General features: G+C 70.2%; 15 protein-coding genes. 5 read left to right on the forward strand and 10 right to left on the reverse strand.

Translation table 11 applies throughout. The annotated features are described in order from the left end of the window. Positions 1-293 precede the first annotated feature (293 nt). Entirely contained in the window at positions 294-1880 is a 1587-nt protein-coding gene (gene ftsY / locus ON26_RS18620) for a signal recognition particle-docking protein FtsY (protein WP_040797512.1), read from the reverse strand. A 154-nt stretch (positions 1881-2034) separates the two neighbouring features. Between ftsY and ON26_RS18625 the strand changes: the two genes are divergently transcribed. Then, a complete protein-coding gene (locus tag ON26_RS18625) occupies positions 2035-2424 on the forward strand; it encodes a DUF2237 family protein (RefSeq protein WP_040797453.1) in 390 nt (129 codons plus the stop codon). A gap of 1 nt (position 2425) precedes the next feature. On the opposite strand, the gene ON26_RS18630 is transcribed toward ON26_RS18625, so the two are convergent. Further along, positions 2426-3238, reverse strand: coding sequence for a TetR/AcrR family transcriptional regulator (locus ON26_RS18630; RefSeq protein WP_040797454.1), 813 nt, complete (start codon positions 3236-3238; stop codon positions 2426-2428). Between the two features lie 103 nt (positions 3239-3341). On the opposite strand from ON26_RS18630, the gene ON26_RS18635 reads away from it, so the two are divergent. Further along, positions 3342-4298: an NmrA family NAD(P)-binding protein gene (locus ON26_RS18635; RefSeq protein WP_245545907.1), complete on the forward strand. Its 957-nt coding sequence runs from the start codon at positions 3342-3344 to the stop codon at positions 4296-4298. 111 nt (positions 4299-4409) lie between these two features. On the opposite strand, the gene smc is transcribed toward ON26_RS18635, so the two are convergent. After that, positions 4410-8027, reverse strand: a complete 3618-nt coding sequence (gene smc, locus ON26_RS18640; protein WP_040797455.1) for a chromosome segregation protein SMC — start codon at positions 8025-8027, stop codon at positions 4410-4412. Positions 8028-8343: 316 nt separating this feature from the next. On the opposite strand from smc, the gene ON26_RS18645 reads away from it, so the two are divergent. Then, positions 8344-9924, forward strand: coding sequence for a hypothetical protein (locus ON26_RS18645; RefSeq protein WP_040797456.1), 1581 nt, complete (start codon positions 8344-8346; stop codon positions 9922-9924). 256 nt (positions 9925-10180) lie between these two features. Here ON26_RS18645 and ON26_RS18650 read toward each other — a convergent pair whose 3' ends face one another. Further along, complete coding sequence (locus ON26_RS18650; protein ID WP_040797457.1) at positions 10181-10639, reverse strand: DUF1707 SHOCT-like domain-containing protein; 459 nt, start codon at positions 10637-10639, stop codon at positions 10181-10183. A gap of 192 nt (positions 10640-10831) precedes the next feature. Here ON26_RS18650 and ON26_RS18655 point away from each other — a divergent pair, with 192 nt between their 5' ends. Both ON26_RS18655 and ON26_RS18660 read left to right on the forward strand, forming a co-directional pair. Further along, on the forward strand, positions 10832-11917 hold the full coding sequence (locus ON26_RS18655) for an S-(hydroxymethyl)mycothiol dehydrogenase (RefSeq protein WP_040797458.1): 1086 nt from the start codon (positions 10832-10834) through the stop codon (positions 11915-11917). Continuing rightward, entirely contained in the window at positions 11914-12540 is a 627-nt protein-coding gene (locus ON26_RS18660) for an MBL fold metallo-hydrolase (RefSeq protein WP_040797459.1), read from the forward strand. Before ON26_RS18655 ends, ON26_RS18660 begins: the two co-directional genes overlap by 4 nt. Before the next feature lie 66 nt (positions 12541-12606). On the opposite strand, the gene ON26_RS18665 is transcribed toward ON26_RS18660, so the two are convergent. The 6 genes from ON26_RS18665 to ON26_RS18690 form a co-directional block, all read right to left on the reverse strand. Continuing rightward, the gene (locus tag ON26_RS18665; protein ID WP_040797460.1) at positions 12607-13056 is read right to left on the reverse strand and encodes a DUF350 domain-containing protein; all 450 of its coding nucleotides are present in this window, start codon (positions 13054-13056) and stop codon (positions 12607-12609) included. 60 nt (positions 13057-13116) lie between these two features. Next, positions 13117-14283, reverse strand: coding sequence for a glutathionylspermidine synthase family protein (locus tag ON26_RS18670; protein ID WP_040797461.1), 1167 nt, complete (start codon positions 14281-14283; stop codon positions 13117-13119). Continuing rightward, positions 14283-14939 (reverse strand): hypothetical protein, encoded by a 657-nt coding sequence (locus ON26_RS18675; RefSeq protein WP_051027210.1) that lies wholly within the window; start codon positions 14937-14939, stop codon positions 14283-14285. Before ON26_RS18675 ends, ON26_RS18670 begins: the two co-directional genes overlap by 1 nt. 31 nt (positions 14940-14970) lie before the next feature. After that, positions 14971-15267 carry an acylphosphatase gene (locus tag ON26_RS18680; RefSeq protein WP_040797514.1) on the reverse strand — a complete coding sequence of 99 codons (297 nt, stop codon included), beginning with the start codon at positions 15265-15267 and terminating at the stop codon, positions 14971-14973. Between the two features lie 81 nt (positions 15268-15348). After that, positions 15349-15789, reverse strand: coding sequence for an OsmC family protein (locus tag ON26_RS18685; protein WP_040797463.1), 441 nt, complete (start codon positions 15787-15789; stop codon positions 15349-15351). 160 nt (positions 15790-15949) lie between these two features. Then, positions 15950-16138, reverse strand: a complete 189-nt coding sequence (locus ON26_RS18690) for a hypothetical protein (RefSeq protein WP_040797464.1) — start codon at positions 16136-16138, stop codon at positions 15950-15952. Positions 16139-16373 lie beyond the last annotated feature (235 nt).

Here is a 16373-nt window from a genome sequence, read left to right on the forward strand (position 1 = left end):
CCTCCTCATCTGAAGCCCAGCCGCCCTTGGCAAATGGACCTGCAGAGAAGAGTGTTCTTCCGGTGTTTCAGCTGGACCGCGATGGTGTTTCACCTGAGTGAACGGATGCACGGGTTGTGTTTCCGCCACGTTTCGTCAGGTGCCCCGCGTGTTTCGTCGCAGGTGTGAGAGCTTTTCCGGCCAATTCGGATAAACCGCCCATGATCGCGGGCGGCCATACCCCTCGACGGCCTCGGCGGCCGGCGGTTCGCTCGCCGACCGCCGAGGTGCGGGTAAGAGACAGGGCGCTCAGGTCAGCCCAGCAGCGCGTCCACGAACGCGCCCGGCTCGAACGGCGCGAGGTCGTCCGCGCCCTCGCCGAGGCCGACCAGCTTCACCGGCACGCCGAGTTCGTGCTGCACCTGGAACACGATGCCGCCCTTCGCGGTGCCGTCCAGCTTGGTCAGCACCACGCCGGTGATATCGACCACCTCGGCGAACACCCTGGCCTGCATGAGGCCGTTCTGACCGACGGTGGCGTCGAGCACCAGCAGCACCTCGTCGACGGCGGCCTTCTTCTCCACCACGCGCTTGACCTTGCCCAGCTCGTCCATCAGGCCGGTCTTGGTGTGCAGGCGCCCGGCCGTGTCGACCAGCACCGCGTCCACCCCGCGCTCGATGCCCGCGGCGACGGCGTCGAACGCGACCGCGGCCGGGTCGGCGCCTTCCTTGCCACGCACGGTATCGGCGCCGACCCGTTCACCCCAGGTCTGCAACTGATCGGCCGCGGCGGCGCGGAAGGTGTCGGCCGCGCCGAGCAGCACCCGCCTGCCGTCCGCGACCAGAACCCGCGCCAGCTTGCCGGTGGTGGTGGTCTTGCCGGTGCCGTTGACGCCGACGACCAAGAGGATCGCCGGGTGATCGGGGTGCGGCAGAGCGTGGATGGAACGGTCCAATTCCGGGCGCAACGCCTCCACGAGCACATCGCGCAGCACCTGGCGGGCCTGTTCGGGGGTCCGCACGCTGCGGGCGCTGATCTCCTCGCGCAGCCGTGCCACGACCGCGGCGGTGCTCGCGGTGCCGAGGTCGGCCAGCACCAGGGTGTCCTCGACCTCTTCCCAGGAATCCTCGTCGAGGTCGCCACCGCCGAGCAGGCCGAGCAGGCTCTTGCCGACCGCGTTCTGGGAACGCGACAGCCTGCCGCGCAGGCGGGTGAGCCTGCCTGAGGTCGGCTCGATCTCCTCGAGCGCGGGCGGGGCTTCGGCGCCCTCGGCGGTGGCCGGGATCTCCGGGGCTGTCACTCCGGGCTCGACGACCTCGGGCTCGACGACCTCCGGTTCGATGACCGGGGTGGTGCTGTCGGTGACCGGATTGTCCGCGAGGGGTTCGGTCTCCGCCACGCCGGACGCGGTTCCGGTGCCGGCAGGCGTATCGGTTCCGGTGCCCGCGGCATCGGTATCGGCGGCCGGAGCTTCCGTCGCCGCGCTGCTGTCGGCGGTGGTCGCGTCGGCGGCCCCCGGTTCGGCCACCGCGGCGCCGGAGCCCGACGGGGCCTCGGCGACATCGGCGTCGGGCAACGCCACATTCGTGATGCCGCGCTTCGGCGCGTCCCGGGGGATCGCGGCGTCGTCACCGATGTGCGGCTGCCCCTCGGTGTCGGTGCGCTCCACGGGTTTCGGGCCGCGTTGGACGGGTTCCGGGCGCGTCGCCGTCGCGGAGCCCTGACTGAACGTGAACCCGCCCGCGGCGGTATAGCCGCCGGACCGGTCGGTCAGCTCCTTGTCGGGGGCGGGCTCCGTGATGGATACGCGGCGGCGCTTGTAGAGGACGAATCCGGCGACGAACGCCACCAGCAGCAGGGCGGCGACCGCGGCTATCACAATCCAGGCTTGGGCACTCACGACGTCCATCCTTGCAGAACGACGAGTCCGCGCTGTTCATCGCGCCTGTTCATCGCCGTGGCGGCCGAGCCGTCCCCGTGGCGCGGAGCAGACACAGCCGCCGACATTTCCTGTCCTGCGGAAGTTATCGCGAAGGAAACATAGGATCGGCGACGTGACCGATCGAAACGTGCTTGGGGGGCCGCTGGAAGAGTGCGGCGCCGATCCACTCACCGGCTTCTACCGGGACGGCTGTTGCAGCACCGGTCCGGAGGACTTGGGCAGCCATACCGTCTGCACTGTCGTGACCGCGGAATTCCTGGAGCATCAGGCCTCCATCGGCAACGATCTGAGCACGCCGAGACCCGAGAACAACTTTCCCGGCCTGCAGCCCGGCGACCGCTGGTGCGTGGTCGCGGTGCGCTGGCTGCACGCCCACGAGGACGGCGTCGCCGCGCCGGTGGTCCTGGCCGCCACCCACGAGAACGCGCTCGAAGTCATCTCGATGGAGATTCTGCGCAAGTACGCCGTCGACGTACCCGACGACGTGAGCGATCTGCTCTGAACTACAACCCGATCGGGTCCGCCGTCCGGGCCGCGGCCCGGGCCGCGACTCGCCTGCGATGAGCCTTCTGCCGGCAGGCCGGTGAGCAATAGCGGGCACGTCGGCCCGCGGGTTTGCGCGTCACCTGCTTCCGGCACATCGGACAACGCTCGGCCTGCTCTCCCGCTGTTTCATCACGTTCGGTCATTTCGTCACGCGTAGCGGCGACGGTTCGAGCTTTCGTCACGGCCTGCTCCGACGGTCGCTCACGCAGCGAATCCAGAACGAGCGCGGCGGTTCGGTCGACCGTTCCTTCGGCCCCGCGCATCCGCTGGATCGCGACGCACGCGGTGAAAATCCCCAGCACATCCTCCGAATCGATGTCGGCGCGCACCGCACCCTGCCGTTGCGCGGCGGCCAGGAGTTCGCCCAGTGCCCGGTGGAAGCGCGCCGCCGCTCCCTGCATCGACGCACGCGGCCAACCGTCGTCGGATCCGAGGAACTCACACAGCGCTTCGTTCCGCGGCGTGACCGCGACTACCCGCGCGCAGAAGTCGAAGAACGCGGCGCCCGCATCCGGTTGGGCGAGGCACCGGACCGCGAGTTCGGCGAGACGGTCGATGCGTTCGCGCATGACGGCCTCGAGCAGGTCCGCCTTGGCGGGAAAGTGCCGATAGACGGTGCCCGCGCCCACTCCCGCGCGGCGCGCCACCTCGGCCAGCGAGACCGCGGTCCCCTGCTCGGCGAAGGCGCGCTGGGCGGCGGCGAGCACAAGCGCGCGATTGCGTCTCGCGTCGGCGCGGGTGGCCGGGTGCGTCGCGAGCGGTGCGGTCATTTCGTTACGCCCTTCGTTGGCTCGACCTGGTGGACCAGGGCGGAGTGGCCATACCGTCGGTATCCGGGTCGACCGACCCGATTCTACGAGAACAGTCAGGCGGATGATGTCCACTCACCATCTCCCGGAATCCGCCGGGAGCCTCTCCAACTCGCCCAACCCGATCCTCGTCACCGGTGCGACCGGCAAGCAGGGCGGCGCGACGGCCCGCAGGCTACTCGCCCAGGGAACTCCGGTCCGCGTGCTGGTGCGCGACCCGCACTCCGCCGCCGCGGCGGAACTCGCGGCCGCGGGCGCCCAGGTCGTCGCCGGCGACTTCGACGCGCCGGACACCCTCGCACCGGCGCTCGCCGGGGTTTCCGGCGTCTTCCTCATCCCGCCCGCGGCCTACGACGGTCCGGCCGGCTGGGACATCGAACGCGAAGCCACTCGCGGCGAGACCTTCGTCGCCGCGGCGCGACGGGCGAATGTCGACCACATCGTCTTCTCCGGTGTCGCCGCTCTGGGACCGGACGGCACGTGGGGCTCGGCAGGCAAACAGCGCATCGAAGATGCGATCGCCGCCTCCGGGCTGACCTACACCCTCCTGCGTCCGGTTCGCTTCATGGAGAACTATCTGCTGCGCGATGCCCCGGTGGACGGCATCCACCACGGCGTCCACCGCCACCTGTTCCCCGCGGATCAGCCGATGAAGATGATCGCGCTCGCCGACATCGCCGACATCGCCGCGCTGGCGTTCGCCGACCCGGCACGCTTCCATACCCGGGTGCTGCCGTTGGCCGGCGACGCCGTACCGCCGACGCAGGCGGCGGCCGCGATCAGCCGGGCGATCGGGCACCGGGTCGAATACGAGGAGATCGGCGCCGACGAGGCCGCCGCCTTCGGACCTATGCTGGCCGACACCTGGCAGCGCATCCGCGATCACGGCGGCTGGGTGGCCGAGGTCGAGGACACCAGGGCCGTCCACCCGGGTCTGCGTTCCTTCGACACCTGGCTGGCCGAATCCGGAGCGCGACGGATCAAAGCTGTCGTGGAGGACGAACTCGCCGGACGCCGCTGAACTCGTCCGGTCCAGATCGGGTCGCCCGTCTCTGCCCCTGCGGCGCCGGACTCCGGCGCTGTTCGGGCTCGGTCGCCGGTTCACGACCGCCGTTGTCGCGGTCGACGCGAATCAGCTCGCTGCCACCGGGGCGGGGGCTTCCGTACGCAGGCGCTGGGAGATCACCTGGGTGATGCCGTCGCCACGCATGCTGACGCCGTACAGCGCGTCGGCGATCTCCATGGTCGGCTTCTGGTGCGTGATGACGATCAGCTGACTCTTCTCCCGCAACTGCTCGAACAGGCTGATCAGCCTGCGCAGGTTGGTGTCGTCGAGCGCGGCCTCCACCTCGTCCATCACGTAGAAGGGCGAGGGCCGCGCACGGAAGATGGCGACGAGCAGAGCCACCGCGGTCAGTGATTTCTCGCCGCCGGACAGCAGCGACAACCGCTTGACCTTCTTGCCCGGCGGGCGGGCCTCCACCTCGATGCCGGTGGTCAGCATGTCGGACGGGTCGGTGAGCAGCAGTCGACCCTCGCCACCGGGGAACAACGCCGAGAACACCTGGACGAACTCGCGCTCCACGTCGGCGTAGGCCTCGGTGAACACCTGCAGGATGCGCGCGTCGACCTCGGCGACCACCTCGAGCAGATCCTTACGCGCGCTCTTGACGTCTTCGAGCTGGGTGGCCAGGAAGTTGTAGCGCTCCTCGAGCGCGGCGAACTCCTCGAGCGCGAGCGGGTTGACCTTGCCGAGGGTGGCCAGATCCTTCTCCGCGCGCTTGGCCCGGCGCTCCTGGGAGGCGCGATCGTAGGGCATCGGCTGCGGCGCGGTGACCTGCTCGCCGCGTTCCCTGGCCTGCTCGTACTCGGCCATCTCCAGTTCCGAGGGTGGCAGCGGCACGTCGGGACCGTATTCGGCGATCAGATCGTCCAGCGCGATACCGAACTGCTCGGCGATGGTGGTCTCGAGCTGCTCGATGCGCAGCGCCGCTTGCGCCTTCGCGACCTCGTCACGGTGCACAGCATCGGTGAGCTGGGCCAGCTGCGTGTTGAGGGCGCGCGCTCGTTCCTTGGTCTGCTCGACCTGCGCGGCGCATTCGGTGCGGCGGCGGACCAGTTCGTCACGGCGGGTGCTCGCCTCCATGACCACCTTCTCCAGCTCACCGGCGATCCTGGCGCCGGATTCGGCGACAGCGGCGGCGACGGCGGCCGCCCGTTTGCGGGCGGCTTGGGCGCGTTCGGCGCGGGCACGCGCTTCCCGTTCGGCGCGCGCGGCGCGGCGCAGGCCGTCGGCCTTGCCGCGCACCGATTCGGCCCGCTCTTCGGCGGTGCGCACGGCCAGCCTGGCCTCGACTTCCATCGCCCTGGCCTCGGCGAGCGCGGCAGCGGCTTCCTCGCGCGCTCGGCCGGCGGCTTCGGTGCCCGCCGAGCCGAGCCCGTCGTCGGCGGCGGCCTGTTCCAGTTCGGCGTTACGCAGCCGTTCCTCGAGTTCGGCCAGACCGGCAAGGGTCTCTTCCCTGGTCGCCTCGGCGTCGGCCCGCTGGGTGATCAGTCGTTCGGCCTCGGTCTGCGCGGAGCGCGCCGCCTGCCCGAGCCTGCCCAGCCGCTCGTACACCGCGATCATCGCCTGATCGGATTCGTGCAGGGCCAGCAGAGCGTGATCGACGGCATCCTTGCGGTCGGCCTGCTCCTCGAGCGCCCCCGCCAGCGCGGCTTCCAGTTGCTCGGCGCGGCGCTGGGCGGCGACGAGTTCGGCCTGCGCGGCGTCGATGTCGGCCTGGATCTCGAGCTGGCTGGGCGCGCGATCGGAGCCACCGAGCACCCACCCGGTCCCGGTGAGGTCGCCTTCGCGGGTGACCACCCTGACCTCGGGATGCTCGGTGAGCACCGCCGCCGCCGTGGCCAGATCGTCCACCACGAGCACGCCGGTGGTCAGCGCCAGCACACCGGCCCGTAGCTCGGGCGGACATTCCACGACATCGGCCAGCCGTTGCGCCCCCTCCGGCACCGGAGCATCCGACAGCTGCGCGGCCTCGGCGCCGACACCGAACACCAATGCGGCCCGACCGCCATCGGCCTCTTTCAGCGCGCGGATCGCCGCGTGCGCGGACTCGCCGGTCTCGGCGGCGACCGCGTCGGCGACCGGACCGAGCACAGCGGCCACCGCGGCCTCGAATCCGGCACGGACCCGCAGCACTCCCGACAGCGGACCGAGCAGGCCTTCGGGGTGGTGTTCCACCAGCCACGCCGAGCCGTCGCGACGAGCCAGCCCCATGCCGAGCGCCTCGATGCGCGCGCTCAGCGACGCGACCAGTTTGCCCGCGTCCCGATCCTGCGCCCGCAGTTCGTTCACCCGCTGGTCGACGAGCTCGAGCGCCTGGACCGCGTGTTCGTGCTGCGCGTCGAGCCCTTCCTCGCCCGCGTCGAGCTCGCCCAATTCCTCCTGCACCGCGTCGAACTCGGCCTGCGCGGTCTCGCCCCGCCTGCGTGCCTCGGCGATGGCCACCGAGACCCGCGCGATCTCGGCGTCGGCAGACTGTGCCCTGGTACGCATGTTCTCGACCTGGCCGGACAGCCGGGCGAGGCCTTCCCTGCGGTCGGCGATGGCGCGCACCGCGGCGAGGTGGGCCTGCTCGGCGGCCTTGGCCGCGTGCTCACGCTCGGCCAGCTGATCACGCGCGGCTTCCAGGGTCTCCGCAGCCATCTCGACCGCTTCACGCAGCTCGGCTTCCTCGGCCTCGATGCGATCGGCCTCGGCTTCGAGCTGCTCGGGATCGCGGCCGGTGCCGACCGGGGCCTGGGTGTCGAGGTGGCGGGCGCGATCGCCCGCGATGCGGATGGTGGCGTTGACCCGCTCGGCGAGCGCAGACAGCTGGAACCAGGTCTGCGCGGCCGCCTCGGCGCCCGGGGTCAGCCGGGACAACTGGAATTCCTGCTGGGCGAGCGCGGCATTGGAGGCATCGAGCTCGCTCTGCACGGTGATCTGCTGTTCCCTGGCGTAGGCCTCTTTGCTCTGCTGCCCGGCCAATTCGGCCCGCCGGGTGACCAGATCGTCGGCGGCCAGGCGCAAGCGGGCATCGCGCAGGTCGGCCTGCACGGTCTGCGCGCGCCGTGCCACCTCGGCCTGCCGGCCCAGCGGCTTGAGCTGGCGGCGCAGTTCGGTGGTGAGGTCGGTCAGGCGCGCGAGGTTGGCCTGCATCGCGTCGAGTTTGCGCACCGCCTTCTCTTTGCGTTTGCGGTGCTTGAGCACGCCCGCGGCTTCCTCGACGAACGCCCGGCGGTCCTCCGGCCGCGACTCCAGGATGGCCGAGAGCTGCCCCTGTCCGACGATGACGTGCATCTCGCGGCCGATGCCGGAGTCACTGAGCAGTTCCTGCACATCCATCAGCCGGCAGGAGTTGCCGTTGATCTCGTATTCGCCCGCGCCGTCGCGGAACATTCGCCGGGTGATGGACACCTCGGCGTAGTCGATGGGCAGCGCGCCGTCGGAATTGTCGATGGTCAGGGTCACCTCGGCGCGCCCGAGCGGCGCACGGCCCGCGGTACCGGCGAAGATGACGTCCTGCATCTTGCCGCCGCGCAACGCCTTGGCGCCCTGCTCGCCCATCACCCAGGTGAGCGCGTCGACGACATTGGACTTGCCCGAGCCGTTGGGCCCGACCACACAGGTGATGCCCGGTTCGAAGCGCAGCGTCGTCGCGGACGCGAAGGATTTGAATCCCTTCAACGTCAGGCTCTTCAGGTGCAAATTCGACGACCTTTCCTGGGCCGGTGGCGGACGAGGAGGCCATGTTATCGGCCGGTCACGACATGTCGTGGCACGCCCGACCCCCCGTGGCGCGAGTGCTGCGGACCAGACTAGCGAGCCCGGCGCCCGCGCCCCACCCGGCACGATGCTGGACAGTTGCCCAGAAGCGCTTTTCGTGCCCGCCGGCGTTCCGGCACGAAGAGCACGAAGCGGCGGTCCTCGATCACCGCTGCCGAGCACTGCCGTTTCGGCCGCGGTACGCATACGATCCAGTCGGGTTCAGGCGGTAATTCATTGTTCGGGGAGCGTTGGGCGAATGCGGGCACCATCGATCGGCACGGCCCTGCGGCTGAGCCGGATCGCCGCGCTGGTCGCCGCCTGTCTGCTGTTCCTGCACGCCTGCGACCGGACCCGGCGGCTGCTGCCCACCGACGTATGGCTGGAACTGGCCGCCGCCGCACTGCTGGCCGCGGGCGCGATGGTCGCCGCGTGGTTCGAGATCGTCCGGGCCGAACGGATCGAGGAAGCCGAAGAGCTCGAGGCCAACGACCCGCCCGCTCCGCGCGCCGACGATCTCCTCTACGACACCAGCACCCATGCGATCCGCGCCAGGATCGCCAGGTCCGGCAATCTCGTCATCCACGGCCGCGAACACGGCGGCCCCTATCCCGGCCACGAATGGTCCTGGACTTTCCGCGCCGAAACCCTCCCCGCCGTCCGTAACGCCCTCGGTGGCGACGGCGACGTTCTGGAACTGCTGGCGGAGGTGGTCCCGCGGCTCGATGCGGACAGCCGTGCGGACCCCGGCGCCTGGCTGCGCGCCCACGGCATCGCGGGCGCATACCGGGAGAAGGGCGACCACCCGAGTCGCACCACCCACAAACTCCCCATCCTGCGTCCCGGCCTGCGCCGCGCCGAATCGGGGCGCGCCCGCCCCGCGCGCGAGGAATCCGCCGGGCGCGGGGAGCCTTCGGAACCGGCTCGCCGCAGCTCGCGGCGGCCCACATCATCGACGGGCACCCCGCCCGAGCGCCTGGAAACGCCCGGATCCCGCGACGCCCGTTCCGGATCGAATCGCCGGGCAGATGTCGACCGCGCCCCGTCGTCGCGCGGACGCGCGGACGCGCCCGGCCTCGAATCCGGACCGCTTCGCACGGGCAAGAACGCACCGAAGCGGCGCCCGGGCACACACTCCGGCCCATTCCCGGCCGCCGGACCCGCCGATTCCGGTCCGCTACCGGCAGGCGCGCAGCGTCCGCACGCCGCCCGCGAGAGCGCGGACGAGCACTCGGGGCCGATCGAGAGGGCCGCGAAACGCCGACCCGCACCCCGTGACGCGGTGTCCGTGCCGAGATCTGTTCCGCTCCCCACCGAAGCGGGACCGGCAACCCGCCGCGGGCAACGCCGCGACCCCGACATCGCCGATTACGCAGCGCGCCCCGATCTGCCCCGCCGGGCCCGGCAGCGACAGCCCGCCGAGGACCCACCCGAGACGTCCATCCACGGCAACCGACGATCCCCCGGCGACCCGCCGATGCCGGGACTGTTCCGCGCCCGCACCGGGATCGATCCCACCGATACGCCGCCGCCGGCCTCCCGCAACCGTTCACGACCCGCCCGCACCACCTGGGACGCGGCAGAATCGCCGACAGGGCTGCGCGTATCACCCGGCGAGGCGGGGTATTCGGAAAACCCCACATACCGCAGCTACGACAGGCCGCGAGCCGACGGTGAACCCCGTTACCGGCAACCGGGATACGGCGCCCCCGGCTACGCCACCCCGGAGCACAACGGCTCGGATTTCGACAGCGAATCCGCCGGCTACGACAGCTCGGACCACGACGCCCCCGACTCGACGCCCGGGCTACCGCGCCGACGCGGTCATCGTTACCGCTGAAAGCATCCCGGATCGACGCACAGGCCACCACGCCGTACCGACGTTCAGCAGGCGAACGACCGTTTCCCTGTCGAGCTGATCCCCATCACCCGCGCGATGAGCGCCTGGCGAGTCGCCACACCGGAGGTAGTCGGGCCTCGGATTCCGCACGCTCGCGCCGCTCGGTCACCGAGGCCGCCACACGGCCATCAGGTCGTCCGGTGGCCCGGCGCGCAGGTGCTGATCGGTGGCCTGGCCGATGCCCGGTCTTCGCCCATCATCTCGCCGACGCCCGCGACGCCGTACGCGAGGCCACCCGTCCGCAACCGCGCCCGGACTCGAATCCGGTGGCGATCCGGAACGCCAGCACCGCGCCCCACGGACCGACGACCCAGACCGGCCACGGATAGGTGAACTCACCCACGCCGAGGGAGATCGCCGCCCAGATCCCGAGCACGAGCAGGCTGACACCGGCCCAGGTGCGCAGCTCGATGCGCTGCCACAACGGCAGACGCGGACGGCGCGCCGGCTTCGACCAGCCCGGCTCCACGGCCACCCGCGGCAGGTCGGAGAGCACCAGCCGCAGGTCGTCGCGGGTGGTCGTGGCGTAGACGCGCGCGACACGCGCGTCGTATTCGGCGAGGTCGAGCCTGCCGTCGGCCAGGTGCCGGGCCAGTTGTTGCACGACCTGATCGCGTTCGGCATCGGAGGCGCGGATAGCGGGCGAGATTTCCATGTCCGGTTCCTCTGATCGGCTGATCGACACTCCATTGTGGAATGTCTGACACCGAGAATGCACCCTCCATAGTGGAATGTCAAGCGGCTCGCGGGATCAGACAGGTGTCCAGTTCTGCTGGTAAACGCGGCCCGCGCGGGGCAATATGGGCACCGTGCCGACGACGGCACACCGAACCACGAGGAGGCATGCGTGTCCGAAACCGTGCGCGGGGTTATCGCCCGAGCCAAGGGAGAACCGGTCGAACTGGTCGACGTGGTGATTCCCGACCCGGGCCCGCACGACGTGGTGGTCCGCATCCAGGCCTGCGGTGTCTGCCACACCGACCTGCACTATCGCGAGGGCGGCATCAACGACGAGTTCCCCTTCCTGCTCGGACACGAGGCCGCCGGCGTGGTGGAGACCGTCGGCGCGGCCGTGACCCATGTCGAGCCCGGTGATTTCGTCGTGCTGAACTGGCGCGCGGTCTGCGGCGAGTGCCGCGCCTGTCAGCGCGGTCGGCCCTGGTACTGCTTCGCCAGCCACAATGCCGGCAAGAAGATGACCCTCACCGACGGCACCGAACTGAGCCCGGCGCTGGGCATCGGCGCGTTCGCCGACAAGACCCTCGTCCACGAAGGTCAGTGCACCAAGGTCGATTCCGCAGCCGACCCGGCCGTCGCCGGACTGCTCGGCTGCGGTGTGATGGCCGGTCTCGGCTCCGCGCTGAACACCGGCGGCGTGACCCGCGGGGACACCGTCGCGGTGATCGGCTGCGGTGGCGTCGGTGACGCCGCCATCGCGGGCGCGAACCTGGTCGGCGCGCGCACCATCATCGCCGTCGATCGCGACGCGCGGAAACTGGAGTGGGCCGCGGGCTTCGGTGCCACCCATACCGTCGACGCGAGCAGCGAGGACGCCGTCGAACGGATCAAGGAACTCACCGGCGGCTTCGGCGCCGACGTGGTGATCGACGCGGTCGGCCGTCCCGAGACCTGGAAGCAGGCCTTCTACGCGCGGGATCTCGCGGGCACCGTGGTGCTCGTCGGCGTGCCCACCCAGGACATGACCCTCGACATGCCGCTGATCGACCTGTTCTCGCACGGCGGCGCGCTGAAGTCCTCCTGGTACGGCGACTGCCTGCCCGAACGCGACTTCCCGCTCTACATCGACCTGTACCGCCAGGGCAGGCTGCCGCTGGACAAGTTCGTCTCCGAGCGCATCGGCATCGACGACGTCGAGCAGGCCTTCGCCAAGATGCACCACGGCGACGTCCTGCGCTCGGTGGTGGTCTGGTGAGCGCGCGCATCGATCGCGTCGTCACCTCGGGCACCTTCTCGCTCGACGGAGGCACCTGGGACGTCGACAACAATGTCTGGCTGATCGGTGACGACACCGAGGTACTCGTGGTCGACGCCGCACACGACGCCGACGCCATCGCCGACGCGGTGGGCAACCGCCGGGTGGTCGCGGTGCTGTGCACGCACGGTCACAACGACCACGTCACCGTCGCACCGGATTTGGCGAACCGCCTCGACGCGCCGATCCTGCTGCATCCCGGCGACGAACCGCTGTGGCGGATGACCCACCCGGACGTCGATTACCGCTCGCTGGAGGGCACCGACCGGCTGACGGTCGCGGGCGTGGACATCGACATCCTGCACACGCCGGGCCACTCCCCCGGCTCGGTGTCGCTGTCGGTGCCCGACCTGAACGCGCTGTTCACCGGGGACACCCTGTTCGCCGGCGGTCCCGGGGCGACCGGCCGGTCGTTCTCCGATTTCGACACCATCATCGATTCGATCAGGGACCGGCTGCTGACTCTGCCCGAGGAGACCGCGGTGTACACCGGCCACGGTGACGGCACCACGATCGGCGCCGAGAAGCCGTCGCTGGCGGATTGGATCGCCCGCGGACACTGACGCGTCGGCAACCACACAGCTACACGGCCCGGCCGGGCGGATCCGGCCGGGCCGTGCGCTTGCCGATCAGAGGATCGCGACGGCAACCACGAGGCCGAGCGCGAAGTGCGCGGCGGCCACCACCAGCACCTCGGTGGTGCGCACATCGGAATGCAGCGCCGCGCCGATGTCGATCCCGAAGACCCGCTCGAGCACCCGCACCGAGACGACCTGCGCGACGATGCCGACCAGCCCGAAGACGAGCGCGGCGATCAGCCCTTCGGCGAGCTTGCCCGCCGAGGCGTAGATCGCCAGCACCACGATGAACGCCATGCTCACCAGACCCGCGGCCGAGACGATGATCGCGTTGGGCTTGCCCGCGACGACGAGCTCGCGCAGACGGCCGGGGGTGGTCAGATCGATGGCGTAGAAGCCGACGAGCATCAGCACCAATCCGACGACGGCATAGAGGAGGATCGCGCCCACGCCCTCGCCGAGCGCGCTCCAGTACCCCGATTCGAGGGCGACTGCGGTCATCGTGAACCTTTCCGGAAGATGTGGCGAACGAAGTGGATCAGAGCAGGACGGCGCGCCGGGCTAGCCGGTGGGGATGCGGTGCGGCACGAAAGCGGCGCCGTCATCGGTGATCAGGCCCGCCGTCTCCCGGATACCGAGCCCCGCCGACTCGTCACCGACCATCCACGCGCCGAGCACCGGTCGCATGCCGTCGAATTCGGGCAGCGGATCGAGCAGCTGATAGACGTAACCCTCGGCACCGTAGACACCGCCGGTGGCGGTTTCCATGCCCGCCCCGACGATGGTCATGTTCGCGCCCTCGCGCCCCAGCTTGGGTTTGCGGATGTACTCGGTGAGTTCGTGCGGCTCGTCGAGGTAGGTGGGCAACAGGTTCGGGTGCCCGGGATACATCTCCCACAGCACCGCGAGAATCGCCTTGTTGCTCAGCAGCGACTTCCACAGCGGTTCGATCCAGCCGGTGGCGGGCAGGCTCGCGACCACCCGCTTGCCGAATTCGTCGTCGAGCACCCATTCCCACGGGTAGAGCTTGAAGATCGATTCGATCGGCGCTTCGGCCAGATCGACGAAACGCTTCAGCTCGATGTCCCAGCCGATCTCCTCGATGGGCAGCGCGATGGTGTCGAAACCGGCTTCGGCCGCGGTTTCCTGCATGTAGGCGGTGGTGACGTTGTCCTCACCGGAGGCGTCGGCGCTCGACCAGGCGAAGTGCAGTTGCGAGTCGGTGGCCTGCTTGCGCAGCTCGCCCCAGCGCCCGACCAGTTTCTCGTGCAGGGAATTCCACTGGTCGTCGCCGGGATGGGTGTCGGTGAGCCAATGCCACTGGACGATCGCGGCTTCCAGCAGTGAGGTGGGGGTGTCGGCGTTGTACTCCAGTAGCTTCGCGGGCCGGCGAGCGTCGTAGCGCAGGTCGAAGCGACCGTAGACATAGGGATCGCCACGTCGCCAGGATTCGGCGATCGGCCCCCAACTCCACTCGGGCAGGCCGAAATCGGCGAACCGTTCGGTGAGCACGACGTGCTCGACGGCGTTGAGGCACATCGAATGCAGCAGCTCGACATCGGCTTCCAGCGCCAGGATCTCGTCCATGTCGAACTCGTAGTGGACCGATTCGTCCCAGTAGGGCCGCGGCGCGCCGTCGGCATAGCGGCCGGGCACGCCGTAGACCAGGCCCTGCTCCTCGATGATGCGCTGCCAGCCGGAACGGGGCGTGCCCCGCAACCGTCGCATCAGGAACCACCGCCGCCGGTGCTCTTGCTGCCCAGGCCGCCACGCTGAATCGTGGTGCCGGACTTGGTGGTGATGTTCGCGCTCTTGGGCTTGATGGTGGTGCCGCCGACGGGCGGCTTGCCGACGGTGTTGTTGCCGCCGTAGTAATAGCGGTACTGCGGGCCGCCACCCAGGATGATCAACGAGCCGGTGCCGGAGCCGTTACCGTCGACGAATCCGCTCTGCCCCGGAGTGCAGTACCGGTCTTCGACGACCACCTCTTCGCCGTTCTCCGTCTTCACGCAGTACGCCGTCACATCGGGCGCAGTGAGGGCCCGATACGCGAGATATCCGCCGCCGACCAGGCCCGCCACCCCGACGATCGCCACACCACCGATCAGCACCCGGTTACGGGTGCGACGCTTGGCCGCGGCGGCCGCGGCCTCGGCGCGCGCTTTGTCCGCGGCCTGCCTGCGAGCCTTGTCCCTCGCGCGAGCCTCGGCCACGGTCGGCGGCCGCGGCTGGGTGACCCCGGGCTCCTGCCGCTGCACGCTGCCGGCGAACGGCGGCTGCCGGTCGCCGGGCACATCGGGTTGCGGCGGTTGCCAACCCGGCTGCGGCGTGTGCTCCGGACCGGAGTCCTGCGGAGTCCCGTCCCCCTGCCCCGGCGTATTCACCGCCGGCTCCCCGTCGGCATCGCACCCTCCACTAGCGCTCCTCGAATCCGGCGACATCTCCCCGCGCGGTCTCCCAGCTTTCCACAACCAGATCGACCCGGCCAGGTGTCGTGCCGGAACGCAGGAGTGCGAGCAACCGGTCGCAATCCGCCCGCGATCCCTCGGCAACCACATGGACCCGGCCATCGGCGGAATTGCGGGCGAAGCCGGCCAATCCGAGTTCGAGAGCACGGGCCCGGGTCCACCACCGGAACCCGACTCCCTGTACCCGCCCGTGCACCCAGGCGCTGAGGCGTGCCCTGGTGCCCGCGTCCTCGCGTTCGCTCATGCCCGACAGCATGCCGGGCACCGGATACGTACAGGGCAGCGGGTCGCCCACCCGCCGATCGTCACGCGTGGTGAGCGGGATTCACAAGGTGTCGACGTCGAACGACAGCGTCACCTTCGTGCCCGCTTTCAAGGTGCGTCCGACGGTGCACACCTTGTCGATGGCCCGCTGCACGGTCACCAGCAGTCGCTCGCGCTCCTGCTCGCCGAGCTCGCTCAGATCCAGTTCGAAGATCTCCTCCAACTGCGGGTAGACCTCGTTCTCCCGGTCGGCGTCGCCGGAGACCCGGATGGTGGCGTCGAAGCTGTCACCGAGCTTGCGGGAGAGCGGGAAGTCGGCGCTCAGACCGGAGCAGGCGGCCAGCGCGATCTTGAGCAGCTCACCCGGGGTGAAGGCACCGGGCACGCCCTGCGAGGCGATCTTCACCTCCGCGCCGCGGGAACTGCGGCCGGTATAGGCCCTGGTGCCGGTGCGTTCGACCCACAGCGTGGTCGGCGCATCGGTAGCGGTTGTATCAGCCATAGCGTGAATCCTGCCATTCGTGTCCGGAGCGACCCCGTCGAGATCGGCTCACACCCGGCAACACCGGAGACACCGGCGGACATTCCGCACGCGGCGCACGCCACACGGCCGCGGACGAGAGTGCGGTGCCGCGACCGAACGGGCAGCACCGCACCGCGGACTAGCGGCGGCGCTGGGAGCCGGCGACACGACCGCGGCCGTGCGCGCGCGGGTCGATCTGCTCGGCGGGCGCGGCCGACACGGCGTCGGGGCTGCTGAAGACCGGGCGGGGCACGGCGGCGACGGGCGCGGTCTCGTTCTTCTCCGGAGTCGCCAGGTGGCTGAACGACGGACGGTCATCATGCGTCATGGGGACGCTCCTGTCCCGGCAAGACAGCGGCCGGATCGCAATTCGGAGGCGGCACGGCCACGTCGGCGATGCGCTCGGAAATCCCCCGAATACCTCCACCCTACGTGGTCGTCGCCCGTTGCGCCTTCATCCCCGTGGAACCACTCGTTGCGTCGTCGGCCACACAGGGCCCTCGGTGGTCGATCGACCGATACTCCAGCACCCTTTCAGCTATCGCTTGGGCAACGAAAACGTA

Source organism: Nocardia higoensis NBRC 100133, assembly GCF_000308595.1.
Classification (GTDB): Bacteria; Actinomycetota; Actinomycetes; order Mycobacteriales; family Mycobacteriaceae; genus Nocardia; species Nocardia higoensis.